At 71.1% G+C, this 17577-nt stretch carries 17 protein-coding genes; 14 read left to right on the top strand and 3 right to left on the bottom strand.

Annotated features, from left to right (window positions below; all coding sequences use genetic code 11):
- Window positions 1–39: 39 nt before the first annotated feature.
- From ACTJK8_RS03640 to scpA, 7 genes are all read left to right on the top strand, one after another.
- Window positions 40–1371 carry an MFS transporter gene (locus ACTJK8_RS03640; RefSeq protein ID WP_012318713.1) on the top strand — a complete coding sequence of 444 codons (1332 nt, stop codon included), beginning with the start codon at window positions 40–42 and terminating at the stop codon, window positions 1369–1371.
- A 132-nt stretch (window positions 1372–1503) separates the two neighbouring features.
- Entirely contained in the window at window positions 1504–2733 is a 1230-nt protein-coding gene (cyoA, locus tag ACTJK8_RS03635; protein ID WP_012318714.1) for a ubiquinol oxidase subunit II, read from the top strand.
- Window positions 2734–2808: 75 nt separating this feature from the next.
- On the top strand, window positions 2809–4809 hold the full coding sequence (gene cyoB / locus ACTJK8_RS03630; RefSeq protein ID WP_024830390.1) for a cytochrome o ubiquinol oxidase subunit I: 2001 nt from the start codon (window positions 2809–2811) through the stop codon (window positions 4807–4809).
- A 4-nt stretch (window positions 4810–4813) separates the two neighbouring features.
- Window positions 4814–5446: a cytochrome o ubiquinol oxidase subunit III gene (gene cyoC / locus ACTJK8_RS03625; RefSeq protein ID WP_012318716.1), complete on the top strand. Its 633-nt coding sequence runs from the start codon at window positions 4814–4816 to the stop codon at window positions 5444–5446.
- On the top strand, window positions 5443–5847 hold the full coding sequence (gene cyoD / locus ACTJK8_RS03620; protein ID WP_043073575.1) for a cytochrome o ubiquinol oxidase subunit IV: 405 nt from the start codon (window positions 5443–5445) through the stop codon (window positions 5845–5847). Before cyoC ends, cyoD begins: the two co-directional genes overlap by 4 nt.
- A gap of 14 nt (window positions 5848–5861) precedes the next feature.
- On the top strand, window positions 5862–6647 hold the full coding sequence (locus tag ACTJK8_RS03615) for an SURF1 family protein (RefSeq protein WP_083461133.1): 786 nt from the start codon (window positions 5862–5864) through the stop codon (window positions 6645–6647).
- Between the two features lie 102 nt (window positions 6648–6749).
- The gene (gene scpA / locus ACTJK8_RS03610; RefSeq protein WP_024830388.1) at window positions 6750–8915 is read left to right on the top strand and encodes a methylmalonyl-CoA mutase; all 2166 of its coding nucleotides are present in this window, start codon (window positions 6750–6752) and stop codon (window positions 8913–8915) included.
- A 204-nt stretch (window positions 8916–9119) separates the two neighbouring features.
- On the opposite strand, the gene ACTJK8_RS03605 is transcribed toward scpA, so the two are convergent.
- Entirely contained in the window at window positions 9120–10232 is a 1113-nt protein-coding gene (locus ACTJK8_RS03605) for an alpha/beta hydrolase (protein ID WP_440761544.1), read from the bottom strand.
- 217 nt (window positions 10233–10449) lie between these two features.
- Between ACTJK8_RS03605 and ACTJK8_RS03600 the strand changes: the two genes are divergently transcribed.
- A complete protein-coding gene (locus ACTJK8_RS03600; RefSeq protein ID WP_234741794.1) occupies window positions 10450–12084 on the top strand; it encodes an alpha-D-glucose phosphate-specific phosphoglucomutase in 1635 nt (544 codons plus the stop codon).
- 12 nt (window positions 12085–12096) lie between these two features.
- Here the strand turns inward: ACTJK8_RS03600 and ACTJK8_RS03595 are convergent, their stop codons facing one another.
- Window positions 12097–12579, bottom strand: a complete 483-nt coding sequence (locus ACTJK8_RS03595) for a GNAT family N-acetyltransferase (RefSeq protein ID WP_012318722.1) — start codon at window positions 12577–12579, stop codon at window positions 12097–12099.
- Window positions 12580–12771: 192 nt separating this feature from the next.
- On the opposite strand from ACTJK8_RS03595, the gene rpsD reads away from it, so the two are divergent.
- Complete coding sequence (gene rpsD, locus ACTJK8_RS03590; RefSeq protein ID WP_010686187.1) at window positions 12772–13389, top strand: 30S ribosomal protein S4; 618 nt, start codon at window positions 12772–12774, stop codon at window positions 13387–13389.
- Window positions 13390–13500: 111 nt separating this feature from the next.
- Here rpsD and ACTJK8_RS03585 read toward each other — a convergent pair whose 3' ends face one another.
- A complete protein-coding gene (locus tag ACTJK8_RS03585; RefSeq protein WP_070999278.1) occupies window positions 13501–13818 on the bottom strand; it encodes a hypothetical protein in 318 nt (105 codons plus the stop codon).
- A 102-nt stretch (window positions 13819–13920) separates the two neighbouring features.
- Between ACTJK8_RS03585 and ACTJK8_RS03580 the strand changes: the two genes are divergently transcribed.
- From ACTJK8_RS03580 to ACTJK8_RS03560, 5 genes are all read left to right on the top strand, one after another.
- Window positions 13921–14259 carry a DUF2293 domain-containing protein gene (locus ACTJK8_RS03580; protein ID WP_012318724.1) on the top strand — a complete coding sequence of 113 codons (339 nt, stop codon included), beginning with the start codon at window positions 13921–13923 and terminating at the stop codon, window positions 14257–14259.
- 72 nt (window positions 14260–14331) lie between these two features.
- Window positions 14332–14541: a TOBE domain-containing protein gene (locus ACTJK8_RS03575; RefSeq protein ID WP_012318725.1), complete on the top strand. Its 210-nt coding sequence runs from the start codon at window positions 14332–14334 to the stop codon at window positions 14539–14541.
- A gap of 99 nt (window positions 14542–14640) precedes the next feature.
- Window positions 14641–15705 carry a tRNA (adenosine(37)-N6)-threonylcarbamoyltransferase complex transferase subunit TsaD gene (gene tsaD / locus ACTJK8_RS03570; protein WP_012318726.1) on the top strand — a complete coding sequence of 355 codons (1065 nt, stop codon included), beginning with the start codon at window positions 14641–14643 and terminating at the stop codon, window positions 15703–15705.
- Complete coding sequence (locus ACTJK8_RS03565; protein ID WP_440761543.1) at window positions 15702–16559, top strand: GNAT family N-acetyltransferase; 858 nt, start codon at window positions 15702–15704, stop codon at window positions 16557–16559. The genes tsaD and ACTJK8_RS03565 overlap by 4 nt, the downstream gene beginning before the upstream one ends.
- Window positions 16556–17554, top strand: coding sequence for an NAD(P)H-dependent glycerol-3-phosphate dehydrogenase (locus ACTJK8_RS03560; protein WP_024830383.1), 999 nt, complete (start codon window positions 16556–16558; stop codon window positions 17552–17554). Before ACTJK8_RS03565 ends, ACTJK8_RS03560 begins: the two co-directional genes overlap by 4 nt.
- Window positions 17555–17577 lie beyond the last annotated feature (23 nt).

The raw sequence follows: 17577 nt of genomic DNA, 5'->3' as shown, positions 1-17577 counted from the left end.
GGCGCCCCCACGGGCGCGCGGCGAGGGCGACAATCAGAGATGAGTGCGAACACCCCTACGGTCACGGGCCTGGAGCGCGACGCCCAGCAGGCGATGGGAGACCACAAGGTCCATCCCAACGAGATCGCCATCGGCGTGGTCATCGGACGCGCGTCCGAATACTTCGACTTCTTCGTGTTCGGCATCGCCTGCGTGCTGGTCTTCCCGAAGGTGTTCTTCCCATTCGTCGACCCGCTGAAGGGCACCCTCTACGCCTTCTCGATCTTCGCCCTCGCCTTCATCGCCCGCCCGGTCGGCACCGTGATCTTCATGGCGATCGACCGGCGCCACGGGCGCAGCGTCAAGCTGACCACCGCCCTGTTCCTGCTCGGCGGGTCGACGGCGGCGGTGAGCTTCCTGCCGCGCTACGACAGCATCGGCATCTCGGCGGTCTACATCCTGGCCGGCCTGCGGATCCTGCAGGGCCTCGCCCTCGGGGGCGCCTGGGACGGTCTCGCCTCCCTGCTCGCCATGAACGCGCCGCGCGAGCGCCGCGGCTGGTACGCGATGATCCCGCAGCTCGGCGCGCCGCTGGGCTTCATGGTGGCGAGCGCCCTGTTCGCGTTCTTCCTCGTCAACCTCGACGAGGCCGACTTCATCGACTGGGGCTGGCGCTTCCCGTTCTACTGCGCCTTCACCATCAACGTGGTCGCGCTGTTCGCCCGGCTGCGCCTCGTCGCCACCGACGAGTTCGCCCGGATGATGGACCTCGACCGGCTGCGCCCGGTCCCGGCCCTGGAGCTGTTCCGCCACCACGCCGGCGACGTGGTCCGCGGCGCCTTCGTGCCGCTCGCAGCCTTCGCGCTGTTCCACCTCGTGACGATCTTCCCGATCGCGTGGCTCGCGCTGAACAGCACCACCCGCTCGCCGGGCGAGTTCCTGATCGTGCAGTTCTCCGGCGCCATCGTCTGCGCCGGCGCGGTGGCCGCCTCGGGGCTGATCGCCGACCAGATCGGCCGCCGCAACTGCCTGATCATGAGCTCTTCGCTGATCGCCTTCTTCGCCGTCGGCAGCATCATCGCGCCGCTCCTGTTCGGCGAGAGCGCCATCGGCCAGACCATCTACGTCACGATCGGCTTCATGCTGCTCGGCCTCGCCTACGGCCAGACCGCGGGTGCGGTGAGCGCCCGCCTCGGCAACCACTACCGCTACACCGGCGCCGCGCTCACCTCCGACTTCGCGTGGCTGCTCGGGGCCGGTTTCGCCCCCCTGGTGGCCCTGTTCCTGTCGCAGCGCTACGGCCTGGCGATGATCGGCGTCTACCTCCTCTCCGGCGCCGTCTGCAGCCTCGTGGCCCTGTTCACCGACCGGTCGGAACTGCGCCAGATGTGAGTCGGCGGCGCGGGCCGCCCGGCCCGCCCGTGAGCTGACGGGAACGCCGCCTCGCGCGGCACGGCTGAAGCGCCGCGGCAGCGGCATGGCAGAAGCGCCGCGCGAGCGGCCTGGGATGACGAGACGCGTGCTGTGACCTCCACGATCCATCGACCGGACAGGACCGACGCCGCGACCCGCCGAGGCGGCCGCGGGCGGCGCCTCCTGCCGCTCCTCGCCCTGCCGCTCCTGACCCTGCTCGGCGGCTGCAACTTCGTGGTCCTGCACCCGGCCGGCTACGTGGCCGAGCAGCAGCGCAACCTCGTGCTGGCGGCGACCGGGCTGATGCTCCTGATCATCGTCCCGGTGATCGCCTTCACGCTGATCTTCGCGTGGCGCTACCGCGCGACCAACGAGGACGCGGTCTACGATCCCGAATGGCACCACTCGACCCAGCTCGAGGTGCTGATCTGGACGGCGCCGCTGATGATCATTATCGCGCTCGGCGCCCTGACCTGGATCGGGACCCACACCCTCGATCCGTTCCGGCCGCTCAGCAAGATCGACCCGAAGCGCGACGTCCCGGCCGGTACCGTGCCGCTGGAGGTCGAGGCGGTGGCCATGGATTGGAAGTGGCTGTTCCTCTACCCGCAATACGGGATCGCCACGGTCAACGAGCTCGCCGCGCCGGTGGACCGGCCGATCCGCTTCAAGATCACCGCCACCGACGTGATGAACACGTTCTACGTGCCCACGCTCGCCGGCATGGTCTACGCGATGCCCGGCATGCAGACCCAGCTCCACGCGGTGATCAACCGCGAGGGCGCCTACGAGGGCCGCTCGGCGCACTACAGCGGCGCCGGCTTCTCCAACATGTTCTTCAAGTTCCACGGCCTCACCAACGAGGGCTTCGACAAGTGGATCGCCAAGGCCAAGGCCGAGGGCGGCGAGCTCACCCAGGAGGCCTACCTGAAGCTCGAGGAGCCGAGCGAGGCCGAGCCGGCGCGGTTCTACAAGGCGTACATGAAGGGCCTCTACGACCGGATCATCGGCATGTGCCCGCGGCCCGACCAGATGTGCGTCGGCGAGATGGTGAAGATCGACGCGCAGGGCGGGGCCCACGGCGCGGAGGCCGCCGAGAACTACAAGCGCCTGCAGTACGACAACCGCCTCGCGGAGCGCGGCGTCGAGGGGCCCGGCGCGACGGCGCCGGCCTCGGAGACCCTGCCCCACGGCCAGACGCAGCCGCAGGGCATGAAGCCGCGGCCCGACATGGGCAACCCGGACGTCCGGGGCCAGAAGTCGCCCGACAGCCAGGGCAAGGGCTCCGGCGAGGGCCAGAGCGAGGGCGGCCAGATCGCCCCCAAGCAGCTGAACCAGTGAGGCCGCGCGTGCTGACAGCGGACTCCACACACACAACCGGCGGTCGCCGTCGAACCCACTGAACGGGCCGATCCCATGTTCGCAAACCTGGACCTACAGCAGCTGCTCGTCGGGCGATTTACGATCGAGCAGATCCCCTATCACGAGCCGATCCTGCAGGCGACGTTCGCCGGCGTGGCCGTCGTCGGCCTCACCGTGCTGGGCGTCATCACCTACTACCGCTTCTGGGGGCCGATGTGGCGTGACTGGATCACGTCGATCGACCACAAGAAGATCGGCATCATGTACTGCATCTTCGCGGGCATCATGCTGCTGCGCGGCTTCGCCGACGCGATCCTGATGCGCTCCCAGCAGGCGGTCGCCTTCGGCGATCAGCAGGGCTTCCTGCCGCCGCACCACTACGATCAGATCTTCACCGCCCACGGCATGATCATGATCTTCTTCGTGGCGATGCCGTTCGTCACGGGGCTCATGAACTTCGCCGTGCCGCTGCAGATCGGCGCCCGCGACGTCGCCTTCCCGTTCCTGAACAACTTCAGTTTCTGGATGACGGTCGCCGGCGGCCTGCTGGTGATGGTCTCGCTGTTCGTCGGCGAGTTCTCCCGCGCCACCTGGCTCGCCTACCCGCCCCTCTCCGGGGCGGCGATGAGCCCCGGCGTCGGCGTCGACTACTACATCTGGGCGCTGCAGATCGCCGGTATCGGGACGCTGCTCTCGGGCATCAACCTGGTCGCCACCATCGTGAAGATGCGGGCGCCCGGCATGACCATGATGAAGCTGCCGATCTTCGTCTGGTCGGCGCTGTGCACCAACATCCTGATCGTGGCCGCCTTCCCGATCCTCACGGCCGTTCTCGCGATGCTGTCGCTCGACCGCTACGTCGGCACGCACTTCTTCACGAACGACCTCGGCGGCAACGCCATGCTGTACTTCAACCTGATCTGGATCTGGGGTCACCCGGAGGTCTACATCCTGATCCTGCCCGCCTTCGGGGTGTTCTCGGAGATCACCTCGACCTTCTGCGGCAAGCGCCTGTTCGGCTACACCTCGATGGTCTACGCGCTGGTGGTCATCACCATCCTCGCCTACCTCGTGTGGCTGCACCACTTCTTCACGATGGGCTCGGGCGCGGACGTGAACTCGTTCTTCGGGATCACGACCATGATCATCTCGATCCCGACGGGTGCGAAGATCTTCAACTGGATGTTCACCATGTACCGCGGCCGGATCCGGTTCGAGGTGCCGATGATGTGGGTGGTGGCGTTCATCGTCACCTTCGTGATCGGCGGCATGACCGGCGTCCTGCTGGCGGTGCCCCCGGCCGACTTCGTGCTGCACAACTCGCTGTTCCTGATCGCGCACTTCCACAACGTGATCATCGGCGGCGTGCTGTTCGGCATGTTCGCCGGCGTGACCTTCTGGTTCCCCAAGGCCTTCGGCTTCAAGCTCGACGAGTTCTGGGGGAAGATGGCCCTCGTGTTCTGGGTCACCGGGTTCTACGTCGCCTTCATGCCGCTCTACGTGCTCGGCCTGATGGGCGTGACCCGGCGCATGCAGCACTTCGACGATCCGTCGCTGCAGATCTGGTTCGTGATCGCCGCCATCGGCGCGGCGCTCATCGCCTGCGGCATCGCCTCGCAGATCGTCATGTTCGTGGTCTCGATCCGCAACCGCGACAAGCTGCGCGACCTGAGCGGCGACCCGTGGGGCGGCCGGACGCTGGAATGGTCCACCTCCTCGCCGCCGCCGGACTACAACTTCGCCTTCACGCCGGTGGTCCACGATTCCGACGCGTGGTGGGACATGAAGAACCGCGGCTTCGACCGTCCGCTCAAGGGCTACAAGCCGATCCACATGCCCAAGAACACCGCGGCCGGCGCGATCCTGGCGGCCCTGAACCTCATCTTCGGCCTGGCCATGGTCTGGTACGTCTGGTGGCTGGCGATCCTCAGCTTCGTGGCGATCTTCGTCGTGGCGATCGCCCACACCTTCAATTACAATCGCGACTACTACATTCCCGCCGACGTCGTCAGTCGGACGGAAGGTCAGCGGACGCGCGAACTGGAGATGGCGTGATCCGATGATGCACGCGGAGACTGCACCCCCCGGCGCCGCGGCGCCGGTCTTCTACCAGATCGACGAGGAGGGCCATCATTCCGAGGGCTCGACCATGCTCGGGTTCTGGCTCTACCTGATGAGCGACTGCCTCATCTTCGCGACCCTGTTCGCGACCTACGGGGTGCTCGGGCGCAGCTACGCGGCCGGCCCCACGCCGAAGGAGCTGTTCGACCTGCCGGGCATCGCGGTGAACACCGCCATGCTGCTGTTCTCGTCCATCACCTACGGCTTCGCCATGCTGGAGATGGACCGGGACCGGGTGAAGCAGACGCAGATCTGGCTGGCGGTGACCGGCCTGTTCGGCGCGGCCTTCGTGGCGCTGGAGATCCGGGAGTTCGTCCACCTGTTCCACGAGGGCGCGCCGCCCTGGCGCAGCGCGTTCCTGTCCTCCTTCTACACGCTGGTGTCGACCCACGGCCTGCACGTCTCGATGGGCATCCTGTGGCTCGTCGTGCTGATGGTGCAGGTGGGCAAGCGCGGCCTGATCGTCGAGAACAAGCGCCGGCTGATGTGCCTGTCGATGTTCTGGCACTTCCTCGACCTGATCTGGATCGGCGTCTTCACCGTCGTCTACCTGATGGGAGTGCTCGAATGAGCGCCGACGCACACCACCTCACCGGTCACGGTCAGGACACGCACGACGCCCACGCCCACAGCGAGGGCGGCCACGGTACCTTCCAGAGCTACATGACGGGCTTCGTCCTGTCGGTGATCCTGACGGTGATCCCGTTCTGGCTGGTGATGGGCAACGTCCTCGACAACAGCCTCGTCACCACCCTGGTCATCCTGGCGCTCGGCGGCGTCCAGATGGTCGTGCACGTCATCTACTTCCTGCACATGAGCACGAAGTCGGAGGGCGGCTGGACCTTCATGGCGCTGATCTTCACCATCACGCTGGTGGTGATCATGCTCGCCGGCTCGGTGTGGGTGATGTACCACCTCAACCACAACATGATGCCGATGGATGCCCACGACGTCATGAACAACGCCCGCTGAGCGCGCGTCCGGAGATGAGGCCCGCGGGGCCGGGAGGGGGGGCTGATCCGGGACCGGCCCCCTCCCCGGCCCCGCTCTCGTTGCTGCGGCGCGCCGTGTTCGGCGTCGGCGCGGGAATCGTCTTCCTGGTCCTGCTCGGCCTCGGCACGTGGCAGGTGGAGCGGCGGGCCTGGAAGCTCGACCTGATCGCCCGGGTCGATGCTCGGGTCCACGCCCCGCCCGTGCCGGCCCCCGGCCCCGCCGACTGGCCGCGCGTCGGCCCCGACGACGCCTACCGGCACGTCCGGCTCTCCGGCACCTTCCTGAACGATCGCGAGACCCTGGTTCAGGCCGTCACGGAACTCGGCGGCGGCTTCTGGGTGCTGACGCCCCTGCGGCGTCCGGACGGCACCCTCGTGCTGGTCAATCGCGGCTTCGTGCCCGGCGCCCGGCGCGATCCGGCGACCCGGGCGGCCGGGCAGCTCGCGGGCGCGGCGACGGTGACCGGCCTCCTGCGGCTGACCGAACCGAAGGGCGCGTTCCTGCGCGCCAACGATCCCAAGGATGACCGCTGGTACTCCCGGGACGTCGCCGCCATCGCGGCCGCGCGTGGCCTGGGCGACGTCGCGCCCTACTTCGTGGACGCCGACGCGACGCCCAATCCCGGCGGCCTCCCGGTGGGCGGGCTGACGGTGATCGCCTTCCCCAACAACCATCTCGTCTACGCGATCACGTGGTACGGGATGGCGCTGATGCTGGCCGGCGCCGTGGTCTACCTCCTGCGGCGCGGCCCGGGCGACCGGGACTCCGAGCTGCGCTGAGCTGCGCTCAGGCGCCTCCGCGGAAGCTTGACCGATAGGGGAGTAGCCCGCTCCGAGCGGGTCCCTATAATGGCGTGACAAACGCCACAACGAGTCAACGCCATGACCTCCCGCATCCCGAACTTCGCCGAAATCCCGCTCGCCGGCGAATCACTCGCGATCGCGGCCCCGGCGCTCGGCGAGCCCTGGATGACGCCGGAGGGCATCCCGGTGAAGGGCCGCTACGGGCCGGAGGACCGGGAGGGCATCGAGTTCCTCGACACCTATCCGGGTCTCGCGCCGTTCCTGCGCGGCCCCTACCCGACCATGTACGTCACCCAGCCCTGGACGATCCGGCAATATGCCGGCTTCTCCACGGCCGAGGATTCGAACGCCTTCTACCGCCGCAACCTCGCGGCCGGACAGAAGGGCCTGTCGGTGGCCTTCGACCTCGCCACGCACCGCGGCTACGATTCCGACCATCCCCGCGTCTCGGGCGATGTCGGCATGGCGGGCGTGGCGATCGACTCGATCTACGACATGCGCACGCTGTTCTCGGGGATTCCCCTCGACGAGATGACCGTGTCGATGACGATGAACGGCGCCGTGCTGCCGATCCTCGCCCTCTACATCGTCGCCGCCGAGGAGCAGGGCGTGCCGCCGCAGAAGCTCGCGGGCACCATTCAAAATGACATTCTAAAAGAATTCATGGTCCGCAACACCTACATCTATCCCCCCAAGGGATCGATGCGGATCATCTCCGATATCTTCGCATATACGTCCAAGAATATGCCGAAGTTCAACTCGATCTCGATCTCCGGCTACCACATGCAGGAGGCCGGGGCGACGAACGACCTGGAGCTCGCCTACACGCTGGCCGACGGCGTCGAGTACATCAAGGCCGGGCTGGCGGCCGGGCTGACCATCGACCAGTTCGCCCCGCGCCTGTCGTTCTTCTGGGCGATCTCGACCAACTTCTTCATGGAGGTCGCCAAGATGCGGGCCGCGCGCCTGATCTGGGCGAAGCTCGTGAAGGGCTTCGATCCGAAGTCGGAGAAGTCGCTCGCCCTGCGCACCCACTCGCAGACGTCGGGCTGGTCGCTCACCGCCCAGGACGTGTTCAACAACGTCACCCGCACCAACATCGAGGCGATGGCGGCGACGCAGGGCGGCACGCAGTCGCTCCACACCAACGCGCTCGACGAGGCGCTGGCGCTGCCGACCGACTTCTCGGCCCGGATCGCCCGCAACACCCAGCTGTTCCTCCAGCAGGAGAGCGGCACCACCCGGATCGTCGATCCCTGGGGCGGCTCCTACTACGTGGAGAAGCTCACCGCCGACATGGTCGCCCGGGCCTGGGAGCACATCCGCGAGGTCGACGGGCTCGGCGGCATGGCCAAGGCGATCGAGGCCGGCATCCCGAAGCTGCGCATCGAGGAGGCCGCCGCGCGGGCGCAGGCGCGGATCGATTCCGGCCGCCAGACTATCGTGGGCGTGAACAAGTTCCGGGCCGACGACGAGATGGCGATCGAGCTGCTGCGGGTCGACAACGGCAACGTCCGCCGGCTCCAGATCGACAAGCTCAAGCGCCTGCGCGCCGAGCGCGACGAGGCGACGGTCGCGGACCGGCTCGACGCGCTCACGAAGGCCGCCGACGGCGCCGGCAACCTGCTGGAACTCGCCGTCGACGCGGCCCGCGCCAAGGCGACGGTGGGCGAGATTTCCGAGGCCCTGGAGAAGGCCTGGGGCCGGCACCGCGCCGAGATCCGCTCGATCTCCGGCGTCTACAAGCGCGAGGTGGGGGGCATGTCGCCTGTGGTCGAGGAAGTCCGGGCGCTGGTCGAGGCGTTCGAGGAGAATGACGGCCGCCGGCCGCGCATCCTGGTCGCCAAGATGGGCCAGGACGGGCACGACCGCGGCCAGAAGGTGATCGCCTCGGCCTTCGCGGATCTCGGCTTCGACGTGGATATCGGGCCGCTCTTCGCCACGCCGGCGGAGGCCGCCCGCCAAGCGGTGGAGAACGACGTCCACATCGTCGGCGTCTCGTCGCTGGCGGCCGGCCACCTGACCCTGGTGCCGGAGCTGAAGGCGGCGCTCACCGAGCAGGGCCGCGACGACGTGATGATCGCCATCGGCGGCGTCATCCCGCCGGGCGACTACGAGGCGCTGACGGCGGCCGGCGCGGCGGCGATCTTCCCGCCCGGCACGGTGATCGCCGAGGCGGCCGCCAAGCTGATCCGCGCGCTGAACGAGCGGCTGGGGTATCAGGCCCGGCAGGCGGCGGAGTAGGGCGAGCCTCCCGCGGCGGCCGGACCGGCCGCCCCGATCCTTCCCACCCCCGCCCTCATCCGGAGATGCCGGAGCGCAGCGGAGGCCTCGAAGGAGGCCTCCGGCCAGTCGCGCGATCCCTGACCCCTCCTCGGAGGCTCCCTGGCGCGGGCACCGCAGAATGAGGCGGTGGCATGGGATCGGCCGGCCCCGGGGATGGGGCGCTCAGTTCAGCGCCTGCGGGTCCGCCTCCGTGAGGAACGCCCCGACGGCGTGGAGGAACTGCATGCGGTTCTTCTCCATCATCACCGTGTGGGTGCCCTCCCCCAGCTCGACGAAGCGCTTGTAGGGGGCGTGGGTGAGCTTGGTGAAGTACTCCTGCGCCTGATAGCTCGGCAGGTCGGCGTCCCACTCGGCGTGGATGATCAGCACCGGCACGCGGATCTCGCCCGGGTCGTAGAGCGGCTTGCCGGCCGCCCAGTAGGCGTCCTTGTCGGCGACCGTGCCGTTCGGTGCGCGCAGGACCGGCGGCGACCGCTTCGCGCCGGCCGCGTCGGTCGCGAAGGTCGCGTCGGCCCACTGGTCGAACCAGCCCGCCGGGATCAGGTCGGCCTTCTTGTCCTCGGGCACCCCGGTCAGCCAGCGGGCCCGGGCGCTGTCCCGGCTGACGGTGCGGTAGGCACCCACCTTGCCGCCGCCGCCGATCAGGCCCGGCGTGCGCGCGAGCCATTGCGGCGCGTAGAGGACGAGACGGTTGACGCTGTCGTTGTGGGTGCTGGTGTAGAGCCCCATGGTGGAGGTCCCCCAGGACCAGCCCATCAGGTCGATCTTCTCGACGCTGCGCCGCTTCTTGATGAAGTCGACGACGTGTCCCACGACCTTGGCGGCGTCGGGCGTGCGCATCAGCGGCGGGTTGTCGTCCGGCGGCGCGTCCATGGCGGCCGGGCGCCCGGACAGGCCGTAGCCGGGCAGGTCCACGCAGTAGACGTCGAAGCCGAGGCCCGCGAGGTAGTCCATGGCCGACATCCCGCCGAGGGGCAGATCGAACGCCGTGGAGGACGGGTAGGTCGAGCCGTGCACGTAGAGCAGGATCCGGTCGCCCGGGAACGTGTCGGTGCCGGCCGGGCGCTTGTTGCGCACGTAGATGTCGACGCCGGGCTCGCTCCAGGGCAGGCGGAACTCTTCCGTGGCCAGCCGGGTCGCGGGAGCCGCGACGGCAGGGGCCGCCGAGGCCGCGACCGCCGCTCCGGCGGCGAGCGCCCCGACCAACTCGCGCCGGGCCAGGCCCCGGCCCGGTCGTGCCGCGTTCGGATCTGTCCGCATCGGTCTGTCCGCCATGGTTTCCTCCGGTCCGCCTTGTCCGGCGGCTCGGGCGATTGAACCGGCGGGTACCGGCGGGCGCAACGCTCCGGAGCGGCAGGCGGCGGACAGGCGGCGGGTTCCGTCGCCCGATCCGGCGAATCCGCGTGAAAAAAGCTCGCCCCTGTCGCCGGGGCTGGTGACGCCGCGCCTCCGGGCGGGCATTGAGGCGCAGGATCCCGGGAGACGCCCGCTTATGACGACTCCGACCACCGTCGCCACCACGCCCTTCCCCGACCAGAAGCCGGGCACCTCCGGCCTGCGCAAGAAGGTGCCGGTGTTCCGGCAGCCGAACTACGTCGAGAACTTCGTCCAGGCGATCTTCGACACCCTGCCCGACAAGGCGGACGCCACCCTTGTGCTGGGCGGCGACGGCCGGTTCCTCAACCGCGAGGTGGTGCAGAAGACGCTGCGGCTGGCCGCCGGCAACGGGTTCGGCCGGGTCCTGGTCGGGCGCGGCGGCCTGCTCTCGACGCCCGCCGCCTCCTGCGTGATCCGGAAGGCCAAGGCGCTCGGCGGCATCGTCCTCTCGGCGAGCCACAATCCCGGCGGGCCGGAGGGCGATTTCGGCATCAAGTTCAACGCCGCCAACGGCGGCCCGGCGCCCGAGTCGGTCACAGACGCGATCTTCGCGCGCGCCAGGGCGATCACGGACTATCGCCTCGTCGAGGCTCCGGACCTCGACCTCGACACGCTCGGCGACACCCGCCTCGGTGCCATGACGGTCACGGTGATCGACCCGGTGGCCGACTACGCCGAACTGATGCGCACGCTGATCGACTTCGACGCGGTGTCGCGCCTGTTCGCCTCCGGCTTCCGCATGCGCTTCGACGCCATGAGCGCGGTGACCGGCCCCTACGCGACGGCGATCCTGGAGGGGATGCTCGGCGCCCCCGCAGGCACGGTGGTCAACGCCGTCCCGAAGGAGGATTTCGGCGGCCACCACCCGGACCCGAACCCGGTCCACTGCCACGACCTGTTCGACCTGATGCAGGGCCCGGACGCGCCGGATTTCGGCGCCGCCTCGGACGGCGACGGCGACCGCAACATGATCGTGGCGCCGGGCCTGTTCGTGACGCCGAGCGACAGCCTCGCGCTGCTCGCCGCCCACGCCCACCGGGCGCCGGGCTACGCGGGCGGGCTCGCGGGCGTCGCCCGGTCGATGCCCACGAGCCGCGCCGCCGACCGGGTCGCGGCCGCCCTCGGCATCGAGGCCTACGAGACCCCCACCGGCTGGAAGTTCTTCGGGAATCTCCTCGACGCGGGCCTCATCACCCTGTGCGGCGAGGAGAGCGCCGGCACCGGCTCGAACCACGTGCGCGAGAAGGACGGGCTCTGGGCGGTGCTGCTCTGGCTCAACATCCTGGCGGCCACCGGCGAGCGCGCCGACGCGCTGGTGCGGGCGCATTGGCGCACCTACGGGCGGGACTACTACGCCCGCCACGACTACGAGGAGGTGGATTCGGACGCCGCCAACGGCCTGATGGACGCGCTCCGCGAAAAACTCGCCGGGCTGCCGGGCACGCGGATCGGCGCGCTCACGGTGTCGACGGCCGACGAGTTCGCCTATCGCGATCCGGTGGACGGCTCGCTCACCGAGCGTCAGGGTATCCGGATCGGCTTCGCCGAGGACGCGCGGGCGGTGTTCCGGCTCTCGGGCACCGGCACCGCCGGGGCGACGCTGCGGGTCTACCTGGAGCGCTACGAGAACGCGCCGGACCGGCTCGACTTGGCCGTGGCCGAAATGCTGGCCCCGGTCGCGGCCGCGGCCCGCGCGATCGCCGAGATCGCGCCGCGCACCGGCCGGGCCGAGCCGAGCGTGGTGACCTGAGGGAGCGGGGCGTCACGCCGCGAGGTCCTTCACCATGTGCACGGTGACGTCGTCGTCGCGGGTCCGGCCCGGTCCGTCGTAGAGCTCCTCCCGCTCCACCCGGTAGCCGAGCGCGCCGTAGAGGCGCAGGTTCGCCGTGTACTTCTTGTTGGTGTAGAGGCGCAGCCGCGCGAGCCCGGCCTCGGCCGCGACCGCGTCGGCCCGCCCCATCAGCCGGCTGCCGAAGCCCCGGCCCTGGAAGGCCGGGTGCACCGCGACGTTGACGACCAGCAGGTGATCGGCCTCGGCCCGCGTCTCGATCAGGCCGGCGAGATCCGGGCCGGCCAGCAGCAGGTCGAAGCGGTGGTCGCGCAAAGCCTGCGCGTAGTCCGCCTGCATGGGGATCGGCAGGCGGCCGATCACCGGGATCCACTTGGTGTAGGCCGCCTCCACCAGCGCCCGGACCGCCTCCGCGTCCGCCTGCGCACCGCGCCGGAGCGCGACTGACTCGTTCATCTGACCTCTCACGGTTGACCGCGGCGTCTCCGTCCCCTAAAGACCCGCCCGTCGATGGGGCCCCGCACGGGGCCCCGTCGCGTTTTCACGCGCACCCGTGGGCGGGATCCTCCCGCCCTGTCGTCCCGGACCTGACGTCCGGGAAAAGGAGGGCGCGTTCCTCATTCTCGGTCTCGAGAGGACGCGAAAGATATGTCGAAGCGGATTCAGGCGAAGCACAAGCTCGACCGCCGCATGGGCCAGAACATCTGGGGCCGCCCGAAGAGCCCCGTCAACCGCCGCGAGTACGGCCCCGGCCAGCACGGCCAGCGCCGCAAGGGCAAGATGAGCGACTTCGGCACGCAGCTGCGCGCCAAGCAGAAGCTCAAGGGCTACTACGGCAACATCACCGAGAAGCAGTTCCGCCGCTACTACGCCGAGGCGATCCGCCTGCGCGGCGACTCGGGCGAGAACCTCGTCGGCCTGCTCGAGCGCCGCCTCGACGCCGTGGTCTACCGGGCGAAGTTCGTCGCCACCCCGTTCGCCGCGCGCCAGTTCGTCAACCACGGGCACGTCAAGGTGAACGGCGTCCGCGTCAACATCCCGAGCTACCAGGTGAAGGCCGGCGACCTGATCGAGGTCAAGGAATCGTCCCGCCAGCTCGAGATCGTCATCGTGGCGACCCAGCTCTCCGAGCGCGACGTGCCGGACTACATCGAGGCCGACCACGCCAAGATGACCGCCCGCGTCACCCGCATCCCCAGCCTGTCCGAGGTGCCCTACCCGGTGCAGATGGAGCCGAACCTCGTCATCGAGTTCTACTCCCGCTGATCCTGTCGCCCCGGCGACCGGTGGAGGGGCTGCCCGTTCGGGCGGCCCCTTCGCGTTTCGAGGGCTCCGGCCCGACCGCCGGCCACCGCCGGCCGGGGCGGGGGTCGGGTCTCAGCAGCCGTGGCAGATCGACCCCATCGTGTGGCGCATCTTGCTGTCCCAGGCCTTCGAGCGGGCCTCGGCGGCCTTCTGAGCCTTGATCATCTCGGCCTGGCTGACGGGCTGCGGCAGCCCGGTGGCCGCGGCGTTGCCCGGCGCCTTGGTCTGGCTCATGGGGGTCACCCGGCGGCCGCCCACGATGGGACCGGTCGGGGCGGCGGCCGGTCCGGCGGCCGGTCCGGGAGCCGCGCCCGGAGCCGGGCTCTGGGCCAGCGCCGGTGTCGCCCCGAGCAGGAGGCCGAGAAGCAGCGCGGGACGAAGAATTGCCATGGACCTGATCTCCCCGGCGGAGGATCCTGTGCCGGCCCCGCCTCATCTGGCGGCGATCCTATCCGATCACACCTTTAAAATCATGCCGACGGCAGATCCCCGGTGAGCGCCGGTCCGCCCCTGAACCGCCGGGAGGCCGTCGCCGCGGCCCTGGCCCGCCTCGCCCCGCGCCTGCCGGATTTCGAGGCGGAGGCCGCCCTCGACCGGGCGCTGGCGAGCCCCGGCCTGCGCCGCGCCGCCCCCGAGACGGCGGCCCGCCTCGCCCTCGTGAGCTACGCGCGCCACGTCTTCACCGATTACGACGAACTCCTGGCCGACGGCTACGACCGGGACAGCGCCCGGCACTTCGTCCTCGACGACCTGAACGCCGCGCTCGCCGCCTGGGGCGCCGCGCCGGTCCCCGAGGACGAGCCCGGCGAGCCCGAGGCCGATCCGCGCTGAGGTGGTCGCGCCGGGCTCCGCCATGCTGTAGGAGACCGGCCCGGGACCGCTCATGGAGATTGGCAGCAGACCATGAAGATCAGCGCGCGCAACGTTCTCAAGGGCACGGTCGTCTCGGTGGACAAGGGGGCGACCACCTCCCACGTGAGGATCGAGATCAGCCCCGGCCAAGTGGTCACCGCCTCGATCACCAACGAGGCCGTCGAGTCCCTCAAGCTCGTCGCCGGCGGTCCCGCCTACGCGGTGATCAAGGCCTCCGACGTCATGGTCGCCGTCGACTGACGACGCCCATCTACCACGCTCCGGGCTCCGGTGGGGGCCGGCCGCCTTCGCGCCGCCGCCGCCGCCGGATAGGATGAGTCCGGACAAGGAGTTCCGCGCGTGCAGAAGACCGTGCTCGGCATCGAGACCACCTGCGATGAGACCGCCGCCGCCGTGGTGTCGATCGACGAGGACGGTGTCGCTCAGATCCGCGCCAACGAGGTGCTCAGCCAGATCGCCGAGCACGCGGCCTACGGCGGCGTCGTGCCGGAGATCGCCGCCCGCGCCCATGTCGAGGTGCTCGACCGGCTGATCGCCCGCGCCCTCGACCGGGCCGGGACCGGCTTCCGGGACCTCGACGGCATCGCGGTGGCGGCCGGGCCGGGGCTGATCGGCGGCGTGCTGGTCGGCCTCGTCACCGCCAAGACCCTGGCGCTCGTGACCCGCAAGCCCCTGCTCGCCGTCAACCACCTCGAGGCCCACGCCCTCACGGCGCGGCTCACCGACGGCATCGCCTTCCCCTACCTGCTGCTCCTGGTCTCGGGCGGCCACACCCAGCTCGTGGCCGTGCGCGGCGTCGGCGACTACGTGCGCCTCGGCTCCACCGTCGACGACGCCATCGGCGAGGCCTTCGACAAGGTCGCCAAGCTCCTGGGCCTCGGCTATCCCGGCGGCCCCGAGGTCGAGCGCGCGGCCGAGGCCGGCGATCCCGAGCGCTTCGCCCTGCCCCGGCCGATGCTCGGCCGCCGCGAGGCCGACTTCTCCCTCTCGGGCCTCAAGACCGCCGTGCGGATCGAGGCCGAGCGGATCGCCCCGCTGGCCGAGCGCGACGTCGCCGATCTCTGCGCGAGCTTCCAGGCCGCCGTGGTCGACGTGGTGGTGGACCGCGCCCGGGTCGCCCTGCGCGCCTTCTCGGACGTGGCCGGACGGCCCACCGCCCTGGTGGCGGCCGGCGGCGTGGCGGCCAACGGTGCCGTCCGGCGGGCGCTGGCGTCCCTGGCCGGCGAGGCGGGCCTGAGCTTCGTGGCCCCGCCCCTGCCGCTCTGCGGCGACAACGGCGCGATGATCGCCTGGGCCGGGCTGGAGCGCCTGCGCCTCGGGCTGGTGGACGACCTCACCGCCCCGGCCCGGCCGCGCTGGCCGCTGGCGGCCGCCCCGGCCCGCGCGGCGGTCCCGGCCGGATGAGCGCGGCGGACCGGCGCGCCCACTGGCGGGACCTGGTGGAGCGCCGCCTGCCCGGGGCCGCCCGGCCGGGCTGGCCGGTGCGGCTCGACCATTGCTTCGCCCGCATCCTCCTGGACCACGCCTGCGGCGGCGCGTGGCGCGACCATGTCCGCCCGCCCGCCCACGCCACCATGCCCCTCGCGCAGCTGGAGCTGGCGATCGCGCTCGGCGAGGCGGTGCTCGCGGGTCGCGCGGATCTCGCCCTCCTCAACCGCCGCTCGCTCGCGTGGCGCGGCAAGATCGCCCTCGCGCCGGTGCCAGCGGCTCTCCGCGACGGCGACCTGACCCTGCGCCGCTGGCGCTCGGAGGACGCGGCGCCGTTCGCGGCGCTCAACGCCGACCCGGCGGTGATGGCCCACTTTCCGCGGACCCGGACCGCGACGGAGAGCGAGGCCGAGGCCGGCCTCCTCGACCGCCGCTTCGTGGCGGACGGGTTCGGCCCCTGGGCCCTGGAGCGCGCGGGCCGGTTCGTCGGCTTCGCCGGCGCGATGCGGATCCTGCGCCCCCTGCCCTTCCCGGGCGGTGACCGGCCCGGTTCGACGGTCGAGCTGGCCTGGCGCCTCGCGCGGGATTCCTGGGGCCTGGGGCTCGCCACGCGCGCCGCGCGGCTCGCCCGCGCCGACCTCGCCGGGCGCTGCGGGATCCGGGACGTCGTGGCCTTCACGGCGGCCGGCAACGGCCGCTCCCGCGCCGTGATGGAGCGCCTCGGCATGCGCATGGCCGGGACATTCCCGCATCCGGCGGTGCCGGAGGGGCCGCTGCGCGACCACGTGCTCTACCGGCTGGACTGCGCGGACAGGGAGGAAGCGGCATGAGCGCCGAGACCCCGATCAACGTCGTCGGCGGCGGTGCCTGGGGCACGGCGCTGGCCAACGCCGCCGCCGGGGCCGGCCATCCCGTCACCCTCTGGCTGCGCGACGCCGGGGCCGCCGCCGCCCTCCAGGCCCAGCGGGAGAATCCGCGCTACCTGCCGGGCGTGCCCCTCCACCCGGCGATCCGGGCGACGGGCGAGGCCGCGGACCTCGCGGGTGCCCGGGCGACGCTCCTGGTCGTGCCCGCCCAGACCGTGCGCGGCGTGCTGGAATCCCTGCGCGGACCCCTGGCGACGGCCGGGCCGGTCATCCTCTGCGCCAAGGGGATCGAGCGCGGCAGCGACAGCTTCATGAGCGCGGTGGCCGAGCAGGTCCTGCCGTCGGGAACGCCCGTGGCGGTCCTGTCCGGCCCGAGCTTCGCCATCGACGTCGCCCGCGGCCTGCCCACGGCCGTGACCCTGGCGGCGGCCGATGCCGGCCGCGCCGCCGCCCTGAGCGCCCTGCTGTCGGGACCGAGCTTCCGCCTCTACCACACCGACGACGTGCGCGGCGTCGAGATCGGCGGTGCCGGCAAGAACGTGCTCGCCATCGCCTGCGGGATCGTGGCCGGGCGCGGGCTCGGCGAGAGCGCCCGGGCGGCGCTGATCGCCCGGGCCTTCGCCGAGCTGATGCGCTTCGCGCGCCCCTTCGGCGGCCGGCCCGAGACCCTGATGGGGCTCTCCGGCCTCGGCGACCTCGTGCTCACCGCCTCCTCGCCGCAATCGCGCAACTTCGCCTTCGGCCAGCGCCTCGGCGCCGGGGCGAGCCCGGCCGAGGCCGCGGGCGGCAAGCTCGCCGAGGGGGCGTTCACGGCCGCGGCGCTCGCCGGGCTGGCCGCCGCCAAGGGCATCGAGATGCCGGTCGCGGCGGCCGTCGCCGCCATCGTGGCCGGCACGGCCAGCGTCGACGACGTGATCGCCGGCCTGCTGGCCCGGCCGCTGCGCGGGGAGACCGACTGAGCGCCTGCCCCGGTCCGCAGCCC

Source organism: Methylobacterium sp. 22177 (genome assembly GCF_052045615.1).
GTDB classification, from domain to species: domain Bacteria; phylum Pseudomonadota; class Alphaproteobacteria; order Rhizobiales; family Beijerinckiaceae; genus Methylobacterium; species Methylobacterium radiotolerans.
This window is presented reverse-complemented; position numbering and strand designations above follow the sequence as displayed.

Excerpts from the sequence above, each read along its gene's own strand:
- ACTJK8_RS03605 (WP_440761544.1), bottom strand. The coding sequence starts at position 10,232 with ATGGCGGACAGACCGATGCGGACAGATCCGAACGCGGCACGACCGGGC.
- ACTJK8_RS03615 (WP_083461133.1), top strand. The coding sequence starts at position 5,862 with ATGAGGCCCGCGGGGCCGGGAGGGGGGGCTGATCCGGGACCGGCCCCC.
- ACTJK8_RS03595 (WP_012318722.1), bottom strand. The coding sequence starts at position 12,579 with ATGAACGAGTCAGTCGCGCTCCGGCGCGGTGCGCAGGCGGACGCGGAG.
- cyoC (WP_012318716.1), top strand. The coding sequence starts at position 4,814 with ATGATGCACGCGGAGACTGCACCCCCCGGCGCCGCGGCGCCGGTCTTC.
- ACTJK8_RS03585 (WP_070999278.1), bottom strand. The coding sequence starts at position 13,818 with ATGGCAATTCTTCGTCCCGCGCTGCTTCTCGGCCTCCTGCTCGGGGCG.
- ACTJK8_RS03565 (WP_440761543.1), top strand. The coding sequence starts at position 15,702 with ATGAGCGCGGCGGACCGGCGCGCCCACTGGCGGGACCTGGTGGAGCGC.
- cyoD (WP_043073575.1), top strand. The coding sequence starts at position 5,443 with ATGAGCGCCGACGCACACCACCTCACCGGTCACGGTCAGGACACGCAC.
- cyoB (WP_024830390.1), top strand. The coding sequence starts at position 2,809 with ATGTTCGCAAACCTGGACCTACAGCAGCTGCTCGTCGGGCGATTTACG.
- ACTJK8_RS03560 (WP_024830383.1), top strand. The coding sequence starts at position 16,556 with ATGAGCGCCGAGACCCCGATCAACGTCGTCGGCGGCGGTGCCTGGGGC.
- ACTJK8_RS03640 (WP_012318713.1), top strand. The coding sequence starts at position 40 with ATGAGTGCGAACACCCCTACGGTCACGGGCCTGGAGCGCGACGCCCAG.
- rpsD (WP_010686187.1), top strand. The coding sequence starts at position 12,772 with ATGTCGAAGCGGATTCAGGCGAAGCACAAGCTCGACCGCCGCATGGGC.
- scpA (WP_024830388.1), top strand. The coding sequence starts at position 6,750 with ATGACCTCCCGCATCCCGAACTTCGCCGAAATCCCGCTCGCCGGCGAA.
- ACTJK8_RS03600 (WP_234741794.1), top strand. The coding sequence starts at position 10,450 with ATGACGACTCCGACCACCGTCGCCACCACGCCCTTCCCCGACCAGAAG.
- ACTJK8_RS03575 (WP_012318725.1), top strand. The coding sequence starts at position 14,332 with ATGAAGATCAGCGCGCGCAACGTTCTCAAGGGCACGGTCGTCTCGGTG.